The sequence below is a fragment of the Nocardia sp. CA-084685 genome (assembly GCF_050955785.1).
In the GTDB taxonomy this organism is placed as follows: domain Bacteria; phylum Actinomycetota; class Actinomycetes; order Mycobacteriales; family Mycobacteriaceae; genus Nocardia.
The window spans coordinates 1,618,550-1,634,777 of the sequence record NZ_CP192094.1 but is presented as its reverse complement, the minus strand read 5'-3'; the positions used below and the strand labels follow the sequence as shown (position 1 = coordinate 1,634,777).

Here is a 16,228-nt window from a genome sequence, read left to right as displayed (position 1 = left end):
CTGAGGCTAGCTCGGGTTGGTCTGGGATTTAAGGGGCCGACCGCCGATGAGTTCGGCGGTGAACGACGCCGCTACTGCACCTTTCTGATTGCCAGCACACTGCCCTCGGCGTCGGCGGACAGGTAGAGGGTGCCGTCCGGACCGGCCGCGATCCCGGCGAAGGGACCCTCCGGCCCGAAGAACGGCGGTATCCCTCGCAGTGGTTTCGGGGTGATACCGGGCGGGGACCCGACGGGCAGATCACGGGCTATGGTTTCCCGGGCGTTGCTGTCGAGATCGACGCTGAGCAGGGTCTTGGCCCCCGCATCGACGAGATAGAGCCGACCGCCGCGGACCAGGATTCCCTGTGGCTGGTTCAGATCGTCCACCACCGTGTCGACACCGGAGCCGGTGATCGAGACAATCCGTCCGGCACCCGATTCGGCGACGTAGCAGGTGCCGTCCGGACCGAACGCCACGCCGACCGGCTCCCGCAGGCCCGAGGCCAGCACCTCGACCTGGCCGGACCGGACCGAAAGCACTCTGCCCGTGCCGAACTCGGCGGTCGCGACCAGCCCGCCCGGTGCGACGGCCACGCCATAGAGTTGATCGAAGCCCTGCGCAAGGATTTCGCTGTCGCCACTCGCGGGGCGGTAACGGGCAACCGCGCCATTGGCGGTGGTGACGATGAATTCGCCGCCGCCGACGGCACTCACACCGCGCAGGTGTCCCGGAAAGCCTGGCAAAGAGAGCATCCCCCGTATTCGCGGCTCACCTCCCGGGCGCAGGACATAGAAATATGTCCAGTCGGCGATATAGAGGTTGCCGTCCTCATCGACGGTCAGATCCAGCGGCCAATTCAAACCGCCGGGCAATATCGCTCGAGTCCGACCACCGCCGAGGATCTCGGTGATCTCCCCGGTGAAACTCGAGACGAACAGCCGGTCGCCCACGAAAGTACAGTTGTCGAGACCGGGCGGAAGGGCGGCCAGGACACTGCGCGCACCGGTGCGGGGATCGATGCGCAATACCTCACCGGAGTACACCTGGGTGGACACGATGAAGCCCTCGGAATCGAACTTCACGGAATCGGGGACGCCGAGGTCACCCGCGACCCGCTCCGGCTCGCCGCCCTCGGGATCGATCCGCCAGATGTCGTTGCTTCCCATGACCGGGTAATACAGCAGGCCGTCGGGTCCGACCTCCATGGCATTGGGCATGGCGAGGTTGTCGAGCAGTACGCGCGGCGCGCCGCCGGACAGATCGAGCTCCATCAGGCGGCCGCCGACACGACACTCGTTCACGAACAGACGCCCCCGGTGCACGGTGATGCCGTTCGCGGCGGGCAGGTCGTCGCGCACTATCCGAGTGCGGCCGTCGGTGCCGCGCATGCTCACGCGGCCTTCCATGGGCTCGGTGGCGAAGAGGTCGCCCTGCGGGCCGAAGGCCACATCATCGGGACCGATGACATCGCCCCCCGTGGCGCTGATGGTCTCCAGTAGGCCGGTCTCGACATCGAGGGCGCTGATCTGACTGCCGGTGACCTGCGCCACATAGATGCGGCCGTCCGGACCGGTGCGCAGACCGTTCGCACCGAACAGTCGGCTCGGTGGAGTCAGCCGTTCCAGCCGCCAGCCGTCGGCCAGGCTCGGTGTAGCGGTGCCGGTGTAGCGCGTTTCGTGAAACACGATGGGCCCAACTACTTCAACATGCTCCCGGCATCGACTGTCATAGGTAGACCGGTCACATACCTGGCTTCGTCCGACGCCAGGAACAGCACCGCATTGCTGATATCCACCGGTTCGACCCAGCCCACCGGGAGCACGTGCATCTGCTGCGCGACCGCGGCGAGATCGTCGGGTCCAGGGTTCTCCAGATCCGGACGGAACAGCCGCAGTGTGCTGTCGTTCATGAACATCGGGGTGTTGACATTGGTCGGGTGCACGGTGTTGACCCGGATGCGGTGCCGTCCCAATTCGACGGCGAAGCTCCGCATCATGCCGACAACCCCATGTTTGGCGGAGACATAGTGACCGATGTTCTGGTGAGCCTTGAGTCCCGCCACCGAGCTGGTCAGGATGATCGACCCGCCGCGCCCGCCCGACAATAGGTGGGGCACACCGGCTTTCACCGTCTTCCAGACGCCGGACAGGTTGATGTCGATCACGGCGTCCCAGTCCTTCGCATCGGTCTGGTCCAGTGTCGCGCCACCGATGCCGATACCCGCATTGGCCACGATGATGTCCAGCCGGCCCAGCTGCTCCACACCACTGTCCACTACGGCCCGCAGCGAGTCGAAATCCCGGACATCGACCTCGGCCGTAATGATGCGGCGGCCAAGGCCCTTCACCAGATCCGCGGTCTCGGCGAGATCGTCCGGTGTGGACGCCGGAATGCCGCTGCTCCCACCGACCGGTTTGCACACGTCGATCGCAATGATGTCGGCACCCTCCTGCGCCAACCGCACCGCGTGACTACGGCCCTGACCGCGTGCCGCACCGGTGATGAAGGCGACCTTGCCGTCGACCCGCCCGCTCATGAATAACCTCATTCGTCGCAGATCGAGCACGTCGATGCTCGATACCCATCCGTCAGTCGTTCGCTGACCGATTCTCGAGAGTTTCACTCCCGAATGCGAGAGTATCATTCTACTCTAATCGAGAGTGGCATTCTCTAGTTTCGCCGCCGCCCTTCTTCGCCACGAAAGGCTGACAAAATATGACCGACCTGGCGTCCGTCGACTACTTCTCCGATCCGGCCATCGCCCAAGACCCGTACGAATACCTGGACTACCTACGCAGTCGGAACCCCGTATTCCGGGAGCCCCACCACGGGGTCGTGGTCGTCACCGGATACCGAGAGGCCATCGAGGTCTTCCGCAATTCGGATGACTTCTCGGCCTGCGTCTCGGTGAGCGGGCCGTTCCCGCCGCTGCCGTTCCAGCCGGAAGGCAAGGACATCAGCGCCCAGATCGAGGCACATCGGCCGCAGTTCCGGATCTCCGAGCACATGGTCACCATGGATCCCCCCGAGCACACGCGCACGCGTGCGCTGCTGGCCCGACTTCTGACGCCCAAGCGGCTGAAGGAGAACGAGGAGTTCATGTGGGATCAGGCCGATCGGCAGCTCGACGAGTTCCTCGCCAACGGTCGCTGCGAATTCCTCGGTCAGTACGCCAAACCGTTCGCCACGCTGGTCATTGCCGACCTCCTCGGCGTACCCGACGGGGACCGCGACGAGTTCCGAGCCAGGCTGGCCGGTCAAACGACTCCGGGCAGCATCGAAGGATCGATGTACCAGGACGCCCCCGGCACCAATCCGTTGGAGTGGTTGGACGACACCTTCAGCGCGTACATCAGCGATCGACGAAAGAAACCGCGCAACGACATTCTCGGCATCCTGGCGTCGACGCTGTATCCCGATGGGTCCGAACCATCGGTGATCGAACTCGTGCGACCGGCGACGTTCCTGTTCGCGGCCGGCCAGGAGACGGTGACCAAACTGCTCAGCGCAGCGGTGCGGGTCCTCGCTGAGCAGCCCGAGTACCAGCGGATACTGCGCGAGGACCGCAGCCTGATCGCCGGGTTCATGGAGGAATCACTGCGCATCGAGAGCCCGACCAAGGTCGACTTCCGGCTCGCCCGCACACACACCACCGTTGGCGGTGTGGACGTCCCCGCCGGGACGGTGGTGATGCTGTGCATCGGCGCGGCCAATCGCGATCCCCGCAAGTTCGAGGACCCCGACGACTTCCAGCTCTACCGCCGTAATGCCCGCGAGCACATCGCGTTCGGCCGCGGCATCCACACCTGCGCGGGCGCACCGCTGGCCCGAGTGGAAGGGCAGGTCACGTTGAACCGGCTACTCGATCGAGTCATCGACATCACCATCGATGAGACCTTCCATGGTCCTGCGGGCGACCGCAGCTATCAGTACGAGCCGACCTTCCTGCTACGCGGACTGCGGGAGCTCCACATCGCCTTCTCCGCGTGAATGCGGCCTTCCCAAAACGAGAGTCACGTTCTACTCTATTCGAGAGTCCCGATCTAATAATTGCGCTAGTCGCATTCTATACAATTCCGGGAGGTGAGCAGTGGACTCCGACGCGTTCAACGGCGTGCGGGTTGTCGAGCTGGCGCAGTGGGTGTTCGTGCCCGTGGCGGGTGCGCTGCTGGCCGACTGGGGCGCGGAGGTCATCCGGGTCGAACGTCCCGACGGCGATCCGTATCGCCAGTTGGCCACGCAGGGCATAGGCAGCGACAGCGCCGGGGTGAATCTCTCTGTGGCCCTGGCCAATCGGGGTAAGCGATCGATCTCCATCGACCTGCACTCCGAGCGCGGCCGCGAACTGCTCGACGAGATACTGGCCACGGCGGACGTCTTCCTCACCAACTTCCGGCCAGGTGCGCTGCGCCGGCTCGGACTGGACTCCGACAGGCTGACGCGGCGCCATCCCCGGCTCGTCTACGCCCGGGGCCACGGCTTCGGCAGCCGAGGCCCCGGCGCGGATAAGGCCGGCTACGACTCCTCGGCGTTCTGGGCGCACGGCGGCGTGGCCCACATGCTGACCCCACCGGAGCGGGACTACCCGATCAGTCAGCGCGGCGCGATGGGCGACCGAAACGGCGCGATGGCCTTGGCCTTCGGCGTCGCAGCGGCACTTTTGCGGCAGCAGCGCACCGGCTCGGGCACGGTCGTCGACGTCTCCTTGCTCGCTACTGCCATGTGGATGCTGTCCTCCGATGTGCTCTCCGCGCTGGCCGGAAACCCGCCGCAGCCGGTATCCGGCCGCGGCGGTTCGGTCAATCCGCTGGTCGGTGCCTACCGGACCAAGGACGGCCGGCACATTCAACTGGTCTTCCTGGAGTCGGACCGGTACTGGGCGGAATTCTGCCGCCTGATCGGGCGCGACGACCTCGTCGACGATCCCCGCTTCGTGGATCTGGCCGCCCGCGCCACGCACCGCGACGCCTGTGTGGCCGAACTCGAGACGGAATTCGCCCATCGCACCTTCGACGAATGGAAGCAACTGCTGTCGGGACTCGACGCGCCATGGGCGCCGGTGCAGGCGGTAGCGGAACTTCTCGATGACCCGCAGGTGCTGGCCAATGGATACCTCGGCGAGGTCGATATGGACAACGGACAGTCATACCCCCTGCCCACCGGACCGGTGCAGTTCGACGAACGGCCGCCCACCCTGCGGCGCGCACCCGAGCAGGGCGAGCACACCGAGCAGTTCCTACTCGAGTTGGGCTACTCGTGGGACGGGATCACCGGGCTCAAGGACGCGGGGGTGATCCCGTGAGGATCGCGCGCCCCTTACCGGTCCCCGACGCCCGCACCGCCGAATACTGGTCGGCAGCCGGGCGGCACATCCTCACGCTGGCTCGATGCGGCCGGTGTGACCGGTTCGCGCTGCCGCCCGGGGAAACCTGCCGTCGGTGCGGCACCTCCACACCCGACTTCCGGTACGAGCCGGTGAGCGGGCGCGGCACGGTGCGGTCGTGGACAGTGATCCGAAAAGCGTCGCTGCTCGGCTTCGCCGATCAGGTGCCGTACCTACTCGTCGATGTCGAACTCGTCGAGGCGTGCGGAATCCGCATGATCGGACGGCTGCTGAACGGTCCGGAAACCATTGTGCGCGTGGGCGATCCGGTACAGGTCACCTTCGAGGACCTCGCCGATGACCTCGCCGTTCCGGCCTTCGAGCTCGCGATGAACGCGGGCAGCGCAGCGGTGACCTCGTGACCAGGCGATTCCGCGCGGGCGGCCGGGTCGCCGTCGTCGGATTCGCACACAGCGCCGTGCGACGCCGATTCGATCGCCCACTCGGCGCGGTCGCCGTCGACGTCGCACGCACGGCGATCGCCGACGCCGGCCTCACACCCGAGGCAATCGACGGATTCGTAACCTCCGCCATGTTTCCGACCGCGGGCGCGCACGCCGTGAGTGACGGAACCAGCACCGTGACCGCCAACTGGCTGGCCGACCGGCTCGGCACCGGCCCGCGGTACGTGGCGAGCTTCCAGGGTGTCGGCCAGATACCGGGTTCGGTGGCGTTGGCGGTCAACGCCATTGCCGCCGGTGCCGCGGATTATGTTGTGCTGCATCGGGCTCTGCACAATCCGGCCGGTGGCTATCACGACAATCCGCTGACCGCCGTCGCCGGGCCACAGCAGTGGACCGTGCCGCAGGGCTATGGCGGCCCATTGCCGATGATCGCGTTGCCCTACAACGAGTACCTACAAAGGTACGGCGCCGATCCGGACGCGATGGCGGCCGTGGTGGTCGAGGCGCGCAAGAACGGGGCAACCATCCCGTGGTCGTACTGGCACGGGCGGCCGCTGAGCACCGACGACTATCTTGCGGCGCCCATGGTTAGCGATCCGGTGCGGCGCTTGGATTGCGATATTCCGGTCGACGGCGTGGCCGCCTTCGTGCTCACCTCCGCCGAGCGCGCCCGAGACCTACCGCACCGACCGGTCTACATCGCCGGATACGCGAGCAGCGGCCCAACACCACCGCGGTTGCCATCGCACTGGCCGCTCGACGACATCATGGCCGGTGGCGCTGATACCGCGCGGCGACTGTGGGCGGCCGCCGGGGTGGGCCCCGGCGAGGTGGACCTGCCGCAGCTGTACGACGGCTTCTCCCCCTTCGTCTACTTCTGGTTGGAGGCACTGGGCCTGTGTCCCGCCGGCGAGGCGCACCGCTTCGTCCGCGACGGCGGCATCGACAGCGACTCCCCTACCGGGCTTCCGATTCTCTCCGGCGGCGGCGCTCTGGGTAACGGCCGCATGCATGGCATTCCGCAGATGCTCGAGTGCTATCTGCAACTGGCCGGGCGCGCGGGCGCCCGGCAGCGCGCCGCCACGGTCGCCCTCGCCTGCCATTCCGCACCGCACTACGGCGGCGCCGTTGTCTACACCAGCGAGCCGTTATGACCTGCACAGCAAGGGAAATGGAGACCAGAACATGGCGATGATCCTCGCCGAACGGCGATCGTATGTCGCCGGCTCCTGGGTGACCGGTGATGACGTTGTCGCCGTGGAGAATCCCGCCGACGAATCACTCGTCACCGAACTCGCCGCCGCTCCGCTGAGCGAGATCGAACGCGCCATCACTCAGGGGCGTCGAAGTTTCGACAGCGGAGTCTGGGCCGATGCACCGGCGACCGAACGCGCCCGGAGGCTATATGCCTTTCTCGATCATGTCGAAAAGGCTCGAGAGCAGCTGGTGGCGACCATGGTTGCCGAGGCCGGCCAGCCGCTCGCGTTCGCGGAGCAGTCCCAGTTCCTTTCCGGAATGATGCTGGCCCGCAACACAATAGAGTTGTACCTCTCGATGCGGCACGAGCAGGCCGGCCAAGTCCCGGTCGACGAGCTCACGCGGGGCCGGGTGGCCTTGAGCGTCCGCCGCCACGAGCCGGTCGGCGTGGTCACCGTGATCACGCCCTACAACGCGGCGTTCGTCCTGGCGATGCAGAAGATCATGCCCGCCCTGATGGCCGGCAATTCGGTCATCCTGCGGCCGAGTCCACTGGCACCGATCTCCTCGCTCATCTTCGGCGCCGCGGCCGAGGCGGCGGGCCTGCCGCCCGGCGTCTTCAGTGTCGTGGTGGAGTCCGGATCGGCCGGTGCGCAGCTGTTGACCAGCCATCCGGCGGTAGACATGGTCTCGTTCACCGGGTCGACCGCTGTCGGGGCCCGAATCGGGGCACAGGCGGCACCGACCATCAAGCGGGTGGCGCTGGAGCTCGGCGGCAAATCGGCACAGATCTATCTCGCGGACGCGGTCACCAAGGCGGCTGCGGGCGCTACCGCGGTGGTCGCCCGGATGGCTGGCCAGGCTTGCGTCGCCGCCACCCGGATGTTGGTACCGCGGGAACACAAAGACCAGGTGCTCGAGGCCGTCTCGCGCGCGTACGCGAATCTGACGGTGGGCGCGCCGACCGACCCGGCCACCGCGATGGGCCCGCTCATCAGCGCCGCGCATCGGGAACGCTGTGAGCGGCTGATCGAACAGGCCGTCGGCGCGGGCGCCACCGTCGGGTACGGCGGCGGACGGCCCAACGGACTCGACCGCGGCTACTACATCGAACCGACCGTGCTCGATGTGCCGGACAACTCGAATCCCGCCGCGCGGGAAGAGATCTTCGGCCCGGTCCTGGCGGTGCTGGGATACCGCGATCTCGACCACGCCGTCGAAATCGCCAACGACAGCGACTACGGCCTGTCCGGACAGGTCTACAGCACCGATGCCGCCGCCGCGACCGCAATCGCCCGGCGACTGCGCACGGGAGCGGTGAACGTCAACACGGCACTGTTCAGCGCCTACGCACCCAGTGGCGGGTACAAGCACAGCGGCCTCGGCCGCGAACGCGGCCCGGACGGAATCCGGGCATTCCAGGAACTCAAACACCTTGTCATCGGAGAACTCCGATGACCCAAGCCCGACCCGAAGGAGTAATCGTGCCCTCCGACCTGAATCTCGATTGGTTGATCTCGGTCGACGACCACATTCTCGAACCCCCCAACCTGTGGCTGGACCGGGTGCCACGCGCGGATCGCGAGCGCGCACCCCATATCGAGGTCGACGCCGACGGTATGGACTGCTGGGTATACGACGGCAAACGCTTCCCCAGCTCCGGCCTGAGTGCCGTCGCCGGGAAGTCGAAAGAGGAGTTCAGCCCGAAGCCGTTGCCGTACAGCGAGATGCGACCCGGCTGCTACGACGCCAAGGCCCGCATCGAGGATATGGACCGGGCGGGGATCCTTGCCTCCCTGTGCTTTCCGACGGTGACCCGGTTCTGCGGCCAGCTCTTCTCCGAGGCCAGCGATCGCGAGTTCGGCTTCGTCTGCCTACAGGCGTACAACGACTGGATGATCGAGGACTGGTGCGCCGCCGCACCGGGCCGCTACATCCCGCTGGTGCTCATTCCGCTCTGGGATCCGAAACTGGCCGCCCGCGAACTGGAACGCTGCGCCGCTAAGGGTGCGACCACTTTCGCCTTCTCGGAAAACCCCGCGCCACTGGGCCTTCCGACGATCCACGACGCCGGCGGGTACTGGGATCCGGTGATGGCCGCGGCCAACGATTTGGAGATGGTGGTGTCGATGCATGTCGGATCGTCGTCGACCGTGCCCCAGATCGCCCCCGACGCACCGTTTCTCGCGAATCTCGCCTGGGGCGCGACCCGCACCTCGGGAGCCATGCTGTCCTGGCTGTTCAGCGGAATGTTCCAGCGTTACCCGAAACTCAAGATAGCGCTGTCGGAAGGTGAGATCGGCTGGATGCCGTATTTCCTGGAACGCGCCGAGCAGGTGCTCGACAAGCAACGTCATTGGGTAAAGAAGGGCGTGCGCTTCGGCGAGCACGCGGCGAGCGGCAACATCGATCTCGATACCCTCGATATCCGCGCCACCTTCCGCGACCACATATTCGGCTGCTTCATCGAGGACAGTCACGGCATCGCCAGTATCGACGTCCTCGGCGCGGACAACATCATGTGCGAAACCGATTACCCGCACTCCGATTCCACCTGGCCCAACTGCATCCAGAGCGTGAAGCACCTCATCGGCCACCTGCCACCGGAAACCCAGTACAAGATTCTGCGCGGCAATGCCGAACGGCTGTACCGCTTCACTCCGGCCGCACCACCGGTCCTGGCGGCAGTCTGATCAGCCTCAGGGCCTACCACGGATGTCGGGCAGGAACCAACCGCGGTTTACGGTCGTCGTATTCGCCCCGACGCGAGAGGACAACTGCTGTGCCTACACAGAAACCCCCTGCCCCCCATTCTCCCGACAGCCCGGAGGCGCCGCTCTGGGCCGACCGGGCGGCGGAACGCTCCCGCTCGGTGCAGCGGTCCAAAGCCCGCAGCCGGGAGCAGGCACAGTCGATCGTCGCGGCCGCACGCCGACTGTTGCAGACCGAGGGCGCCACGCTGACCACGCAGGAACTATCGAAGGAAGCCGGCATCGCCCTGCAGACCTTCTATCGGCACTTCGCCGGCAAGGATCAGCTGCTCCTTGCCGTGTTCGAGGACGTCGTCAGCGAGCGGGCCAGCGAGGTGGAGGCCGCCGCGCGCAAGCTGCCGGACCCCGTGGCACGTCTGCGCTTTTATCTCTTCGAGATACTGCGCTCGCTGCGCGGCGACGGCGGCGGCATCACCGGGGCGCGCTTCATCACCGCCGAGCATTGGCGGCTGTACCAGCTTTTCCCGGTGGAGATTGCCGAGGCCAACCGGCCCTTCGTCGATCTCGTGGAGCAGGAACTGCGAGCCGCCGCGGCCGCCGGTTTGCTCCGCCCCGCCGATCCAGCCACCGATGCCTGGCTGGCGCTGCAACTGGTCACGGCCGTCTTCCACCACTACGCGTTCGCACCCGCACCCACCAGCGTCGACGACGTAGCAGAACAAGTGTGGGCATTCTGCCTGGCCGCCTTCGGCGGTCCCCCCATCGAAAGGTAACCGGACCGCAATGGAGCATGGACCCCTGTTTTCCAAAGGCCGCGATCTCGACGCTACGGTCGCCGCTCTGCGGCCCTGGCTGGCCGATCGACTCGGCGTCGCCACGGTCGAGATCGATCGCCCCGATTACCCTCGCGGCGCGGGCTTTTCGAATGAGACCATCCTGGTCACGGCTCGCACCGGGCAGGGCGTCGAAGAACTTGTCGTGCGCATCGCACCGGCACCGGAACATCAGGTGTTCTTCGAACCGAAATTCCATATCCAGTACGACATACTCACGGCCCTGAACGGGCACCCCGAAGTGCGGCTGCCGCGGGCCCTGTGGTTCGAGGACGACCCCGCGATTCTCGGACGACCCTTCTATGTCATGCGGCGCATGCACGGGCGCGTGCCGGTCAGCATGCCGCCGTACAACTCGTCCGGCTGGCTCGCCGAGGCGACTCCTACGCAGCGAAGAACGTTGTGGGAGAACGCGATGCGCCAGCTGACCGCGATTCACCGGCTGCCCGTGACGACCGTATCGTTCTTCGACCGGCCCGAGCACGGCGCGGCCGGTGACGCACAGCACCTGTCGTATTGGCGCGGCTATGCGCGCTGGGCGTTCGGCGAGGACATTCCCGATGTCGTGCGGGCGCTGCTGGATTGGCTGGGCGAGCATCGGCCGCCGCTGGCCAGTCCCGGCGTGTCCTGGGGAGACGCGCGCATCGGGAATATGATGTTCGACAACGACTTCCAGGTCGTCGGGGTAATGGACTGGGAGCAGGCGTCGCTGGCCGGCCCAGTGGCCGACCTGGCCTGGTGGCTGCTGTTCGACGAGTCGCTGTCGGTCGGTCAGGGGGTACCGCGGCTCGACGGACTCGGCACCCGCGCGGAGACCATCGCGCTGTGGCAGGAGCAGACCGGCCATTCGATCGACCAGTTGCACTGGCACGAGGTATTCGCTCGGGTCAAGGCCGGACTGCTCAGCCTGCGCAGTCGGCGCACCATGCGACTGCCGACCGATTCGGGCGCCCGCCACTTCGGCTATCTGCACCAGGCGTGCGACCTCGCGGGAATCATTGTCGCGCAGGACGTTCGATGAGTACGACGAATAATCCGGCACCGGCCGACGAAGCGGTGGTGCTCTCGCCCGACTGGCTCACCCCGACGCTGAGCCGACGCTATCCCGATGCCGTCGCGACGCGCACCCATATCGTCGAACGACTCGAGACCGTCGCTACCAAACTGCGGTTCCGCGTCGACTACGCACAGCACACCGACGCTCCCGCCGCCTTGTGCGCCAAGGGCTATTTCAACCCGGCGCGCAGCCGTACGACTCGCGCCGAGGGCGATTTCTATCGCCTTGTCGCACAGGATCTTCCGGTTCGCACGCCGCAGTGCGTGCATGCCGCGGTCGACGACGACACCGGACATGCGCTGATTCTCATGCACGATCTGGTCGCCGCGGGGGCCCGGTTCCTCGATCCGACCACCACCTACAGCGCTGAGCGAGCCGCCGCGACACTCGATCAGCTCGCCGCACTGCACGCGGCCAGCTGGGACGGGAAACGCCATGAGCTGTCGGCGCTCTTTCCCCCTCGCCTCGTTCGATTGTCGGGGCATCTGAGCGCCGAGCAGCTCCAGGCACTGCTCGATGACGGCCGGGCGCAAGGGATTTCGCAGGGCGTCCGCCGCGCCGACCGCCTCATTGCGGCGATGGCGGCCATGGACCGGCTGCGCGTGGCGGAGCCGGTGTGTCTGGTGCACGGCGACCTGCATACCGGCAATATTTACGAGCTGCCCGACGGCCGACCGGGTCTCATCGACTGGCAGGTGGTCCAGCACGGGGTGTGGGCCCTCGACGTCGCCTACCATCTGGCGACGGTGCTGGACCCGGACGAGCTCGCCCGCCATGAGCGTGCGCTGCTCGACCATTATCTCGACCGGCTGGCCAACCGCGGCGTCACTCCGCCGGATCGGAACCGGGCCTGGTCGCTGTATCGGGCGTATCTGCCGTACGGGTTGTTCATGTGGGGGATCACCCGTGCGGTCGACCGGCCGGTTATCGAAGATCTCACCGGACGGCTGGGCCGGGCAGTCGAACGGCACCGCAGTCTCGATCTGCTCACGGTATGAACCCGTCGACACCCCGCAACATTTTCCGACCTCATTCTGGTGGGTGCCGCCGTCCGGCAGCACCCACCATTCGCATATCGACTACACCGTAGAGTCCGCGCCACCGGTCGCAGGCTTGCGGCCGTGCCGCATGAGTACCGCGATGACCAGGGCGATCACGGTGGTCACGAGGACAACCCAGAAGCTCTGGGTATAGCCGCTGTCGGCGAACACGTGTGGTATCGCCTGCGTCGACGACTCACCCGCGACATCGATATGCGCGACGACCGGACTGTTGTTCAGCAGCGCGGTGGCGATCGCCATGGCGATTCCGCTGCCCAGCGCCAAGGTGACGCCGAGCATGCCGGCGCTGATGCCCTGCTGCTCCGGTGGGACGGCCTCCACGATGAGATTGGGCAAGGCTGCCCAGAGAAACCCGAAGGCGACCCCCGCCACCGAATACAGCGCCAGGTAGGTCACCCAGTTGTACTCCACGACAACGAATCCCAGGCCGGACACGGCCAGCAGGCCCAGGGCGATGATCGCGGGGATACGGGCACCCACACGCCGGGTCAGCAACCCCGCGAACGGACCGACGACCATACCGATCAGACTGGCCCAGATGCCGATGTGCAGCGCGTACTCCAGCAGGCTGAAGCCGTTCCCGTACCTGTAGCCCGGATCGAAGGTGACCTCGACAGCCGCGGCGGGCAGATTCGCGCCCTTCGCCTGAGCCCGGTCGACTACACCGTCGATCACGTGCTGGCGCAGTCCATCCTGATTCGGGGATTGGGTCATGTACCCGAGGGCCATGGGTTGCACGGCGGTGATGCCGATGCTGAAGATCGCCACGAGCAATACGAGGCCGAGCTTCGGATCGAGAAGCAGCTTCATATCGATAATCGGCCGCCGGACGCGTGATTCGACAATGAAGAACAGCATCAGCAAAGCCAGACCGGCGATCAGCCAGGCCAGGCCGCTCGGCGTGCCCCAGCCCCAATCCTGGCCGTTGTCCAGGTAGAGCAGGGTGAGCACCGCGCCGCCGGACAACAGCACAACGCCGTAGGGGTCGACCCGGTTCGGCACTCGGACCGGGGATTCCGGAACCACGGTCAGCAGCAGCGGCGTCAGCACGAGAACGAACGCCGCCATGAACCAGAACAGTGCCCGCCAGCCAAAACTGTCGACGAGTACGCCGCCCACCAATGGCCCCACGACGCCGGTGAACCCGACGCCGGTGCCGATCAGGGCGAGACCGATCGGGACATACTTGCGCGGCAAGAGGTCTCGGACCAGCCCGAAGGCAATAACCTGCGTGGCAAGCGCGAACGCCGACAGACCCCGCCCGATCAGGAAGACGGTCCAGTTGCTGGTGAGCGCACAGATCACACTGCCGAGGAGGAATAGGGTTCCGCACAGCAGCATGATCTTCTTCTTGCCCCAGACATCACTGGCCTTGCCCAGCAACGGATTCGCGGCGACGCCGACCAACCCGAGGATAATGAGCGCCCAGGTGATGTTGCCGCCGACGGAGTCGAAGGTCGTGGTCATCGGCTGCAATGCCGCGACCACCATCGTGTACTGCAATGGACCGACCTCGGTGTACAGGACGACGACGGCTAGGACGACACCGATGCGCAGCCGGGACGCGCCGTCCATCCGGCCAGTTTTCGGTCTGCCGGTCTCGCCCGGCGTGGGAGTGGATTCGAGGGTGGACATGAGAACTCCAGGAGATGAGTGACTGTGGAAACGGGCTGAATCGGCGAATTCACAGCTCCCGCAAGCGCTCGCGAACGAGGTACTTGCGCACCTTGCCGCTGGCGGTGCGCGGAAAGTCGGCGACGATGAGGATCTGCTCCGGCCATTTCTGTTTGGCCAGTCCCGCCTCGGCGAAGTGAGCGCGCAGATCCTCGAGAGTCGGCGCGACCGTGCCGGAACGCAGTCGGAGCACGGCGGCGACATGTTCGCCAAGGCGATCGTCGGGGGCGGCCACGGCGACAGCCTCGGCGACGCCGGGCATCGTGATGAGGATGTCCTCGACCTCGAGGGCGCTGATGTTCTCGCCACCGCGAATGATCAGGTCGGTGGTGCGGTCGGTAATGGTGAGGTAGCCGTCGGCGTCGAGCGTGCCGACATCGCCGGTGTGGTACCAGCCGTCGGCGTCGAACTTCGCCGAAGTGAGTGCGTCGTCGGTGTAGCCCAGGCACAGATCCGGTCCGCGACTGAGGATTTCACCGTCGTCGGCGAGGCGTATCTCCACGCCTGGCTCAGGGTCGCCATCGGTGTACAGCCGCTTGCTCTCCGGGGCGAAGTACTCGGATGCGGTGATAGACGGGTGCTCGGTACTGCCGTAGGAGCGCGCGACCTTGATATCGAGCGCGCAGAGCCGCTCGGCGACGGCGGCCGGCACGGGCGCACCACCCAGGCCGGCGTACTTCAGCAGCCGCAGGTGCTCGGGGGTGAACTTCTCGTGGTCGAGCAGGCTGGTCAGGTAGTAGGGGACGCCGCCGGTGACGCTGATGCCACGAGTCGTCATCAGGTCGAGGATCAAATCGGGATTCCACACGTCGACAAGATCGACCGGCTTGCCGTCCAGAACCGGAACGAGAAACGCATTGAGCATGCCGATGAAGTGCCCGACCGGAGCGGCGGTCACCTGCGGGTAGAAGTCGTCCGGACGACGCGCTGCGAGCTGGCGTGCTTCGCAGCCGAGGGTGTGGTGGCTATGCACGACACCCTTGGGCGCGCTGGTGGTGCCGGAGGTGAACGCGATCAACGCCGGACCTGCCGGGTCCACCGCCGCGACCCCCACGAGCGGAGTGTCGGCGAGCAGAGTGCCGAAATCGGTGTCGGGATAATCTCCGTCCACCACGCCGACAATGGGTACGTCCGCGGCTACCGTGGGGTCGTAGTCGAGCTTGCCGAACCGCTGGGCGGTGATGAACACCCGCGGCCGCACCTGCTCGAGGATGTATCCGACCTCCTTGCGACCGTAGATGTGCACGATGGGAACCACCACCGCGCCGAGAAACTCCGCCGCCCAGAACGCGGCGGCCGCCTCCATCCAGTTGGGCAGCTGGAAAGCCACCACATCGCCGGGGCCGACCCCACGGGCGCGCAGCCCGGCCGCCAACCGCCGGGCGACCGATTCGACATCGCCGAAGGTTCCCGACCATGGCCGAATCTCCGAATACACCTCGAATCGGGTATCCGGTGCTGCGGTGAGTCCGCCGGCCAGTAGTTCCCCGATGCTATGGCGGGTCCACCACCCCCCACGTTCGTATCGTTCGACCAGATCGGGAGGGACTGTGCGCATAGTGAAGCTCCAATTGCCCATGACGTGGAACCGGCGGATTCGCTTTGCCGCACCGTCGGGAGGTGCGGGATCGTCAGGCCCTACGCCGGGCCCGACCCAACGGCGAGAGTCTGACTCTACTTCAGAGTAGAACGAGATTCTCGTTATTGAATGCTGAATGCGCAGATTGTCAGAGCCTCATTCGAAGTCATACGGATGTGGCATTCGGCCGTCGCGTCCGCGCGCGGCGACTCCGCCCGACCGACGCACGCCGGTCGATCCTGGTACCTCAGCACCGGAAATCCGACCGCTGCAGCCCAGAGGAGACAGCAGCCCTCGAGTCGCAGGGCTCGTTCGGATACGTTCAGCGGATGGTCACCGCCGTCCCG

General features: G+C 66.3%; 13 protein-coding genes. 9 read left to right on the top strand and 4 right to left on the bottom strand.

Annotated elements, in window-relative coordinates:
- Positions 1-71: 71 nt before the first annotated feature.
- Entirely contained in the window at positions 72-1,667 is a 1,596-nt protein-coding gene (locus tag ACQP2U_RS06995; RefSeq protein ID WP_433713923.1) for an SMP-30/gluconolactonase/LRE family protein, read from the bottom strand.
- Between the two features lie 11 nt (positions 1,668-1,678).
- Entirely contained in the window at positions 1,679-2,518 is an 840-nt protein-coding gene (locus ACQP2U_RS06990; protein WP_433713922.1) for a mycofactocin-coupled SDR family oxidoreductase, read from the bottom strand.
- Positions 2,519-2,697: 179 nt separating this feature from the next.
- Between ACQP2U_RS06990 and ACQP2U_RS06985 the strand changes: the two genes are divergently transcribed.
- The 9 genes from ACQP2U_RS06985 (at position 2,698) to ACQP2U_RS06945 (ending at position 12,565) form a co-directional block, all read left to right on the top strand.
- Positions 2,698-3,972, top strand: a complete 1,275-nt coding sequence (locus ACQP2U_RS06985) for a cytochrome P450 (protein WP_433713921.1) — start codon at positions 2,698-2,700, stop codon at positions 3,970-3,972.
- A gap of 100 nt (positions 3,973-4,072) precedes the next feature.
- A complete protein-coding gene (locus ACQP2U_RS06980) occupies positions 4,073-5,284 on the top strand; it encodes a CaiB/BaiF CoA transferase family protein (protein ID WP_433713920.1) in 1,212 nt (403 codons plus the stop codon).
- Entirely contained in the window at positions 5,281-5,727 is a 447-nt protein-coding gene (locus ACQP2U_RS06975; protein WP_433713919.1) for a Zn-ribbon domain-containing OB-fold protein, read from the top strand. Before ACQP2U_RS06980 ends, ACQP2U_RS06975 begins: the two co-directional genes overlap by 4 nt.
- Entirely contained in the window at positions 5,724-6,923 is a 1,200-nt protein-coding gene (locus ACQP2U_RS06970; protein WP_433713918.1) for a thiolase family protein, read from the top strand. The genes ACQP2U_RS06975 and ACQP2U_RS06970 overlap by 4 nt, the downstream gene beginning before the upstream one ends.
- Before the next feature lie 31 nt (positions 6,924-6,954).
- Positions 6,955-8,424 carry an aldehyde dehydrogenase family protein gene (locus tag ACQP2U_RS06965; RefSeq protein WP_433713917.1) on the top strand — a complete coding sequence of 490 codons (1,470 nt, stop codon included), beginning with the start codon at positions 6,955-6,957 and terminating at the stop codon, positions 8,422-8,424.
- Positions 8,425-8,450: 26 nt separating this feature from the next.
- A complete protein-coding gene (locus tag ACQP2U_RS06960) occupies positions 8,451-9,659 on the top strand; it encodes an amidohydrolase family protein (protein WP_433713916.1) in 1,209 nt (402 codons plus the stop codon).
- A gap of 89 nt (positions 9,660-9,748) precedes the next feature.
- Positions 9,749-10,450: a TetR/AcrR family transcriptional regulator gene (locus tag ACQP2U_RS06955; RefSeq protein ID WP_433713915.1), complete on the top strand. Its 702-nt coding sequence runs from the start codon at positions 9,749-9,751 to the stop codon at positions 10,448-10,450.
- 10 nt (positions 10,451-10,460) lie between these two features.
- Entirely contained in the window at positions 10,461-11,531 is a 1,071-nt protein-coding gene (locus ACQP2U_RS06950) for a phosphotransferase family protein (protein ID WP_433713914.1), read from the top strand.
- Entirely contained in the window at positions 11,528-12,565 is a 1,038-nt protein-coding gene (locus tag ACQP2U_RS06945; protein ID WP_433713913.1) for a phosphotransferase family protein, read from the top strand. The genes ACQP2U_RS06950 and ACQP2U_RS06945 overlap by 4 nt, the downstream gene beginning before the upstream one ends.
- Before the next feature lie 81 nt (positions 12,566-12,646).
- On the opposite strand, the gene ACQP2U_RS06940 is transcribed toward ACQP2U_RS06945, so the two are convergent.
- Positions 12,647-14,263 (bottom strand): MFS transporter, encoded by a 1,617-nt coding sequence (locus ACQP2U_RS06940; RefSeq protein WP_433713912.1) that lies wholly within the window; start codon positions 14,261-14,263, stop codon positions 12,647-12,649.
- Between the two features lie 49 nt (positions 14,264-14,312).
- Complete coding sequence (locus ACQP2U_RS06935) at positions 14,313-15,860, bottom strand: AMP-binding protein (protein ID WP_433713911.1); 1,548 nt, start codon at positions 15,858-15,860, stop codon at positions 14,313-14,315.
- Positions 15,861-16,228: the final 368 nt, after the last annotated feature.

Bases quoted from the DNA above. Each gene is read 5' to 3' on its own strand.
- ACQP2U_RS06990 (WP_433713922.1), bottom strand. From the start codon at position 2,518: ATGAGCGGGCGGGTCGACGGCAAGGTCGCCTTCATCACCGGTGCGGCA.
- ACQP2U_RS06985 (WP_433713921.1), top strand. From the start codon at position 2,698: ATGACCGACCTGGCGTCCGTCGACTACTTCTCCGATCCGGCCATCGCC.
- ACQP2U_RS06965 (WP_433713917.1), top strand. From the start codon at position 6,955: ATGGCGATGATCCTCGCCGAACGGCGATCGTATGTCGCCGGCTCCTGG.
- ACQP2U_RS06950 (WP_433713914.1), top strand. From the start codon at position 10,461: ATGGAGCATGGACCCCTGTTTTCCAAAGGCCGCGATCTCGACGCTACG.
- ACQP2U_RS06945 (WP_433713913.1), top strand. From the start codon at position 11,528: ATGAGTACGACGAATAATCCGGCACCGGCCGACGAAGCGGTGGTGCTC.
- ACQP2U_RS06940 (WP_433713912.1), bottom strand. From the start codon at position 14,263: ATGTCCACCCTCGAATCCACTCCCACGCCGGGCGAGACCGGCAGACCG.
- ACQP2U_RS06935 (WP_433713911.1), bottom strand. From the start codon at position 15,860: ATGCGCACAGTCCCTCCCGATCTGGTCGAACGATACGAACGTGGGGGG.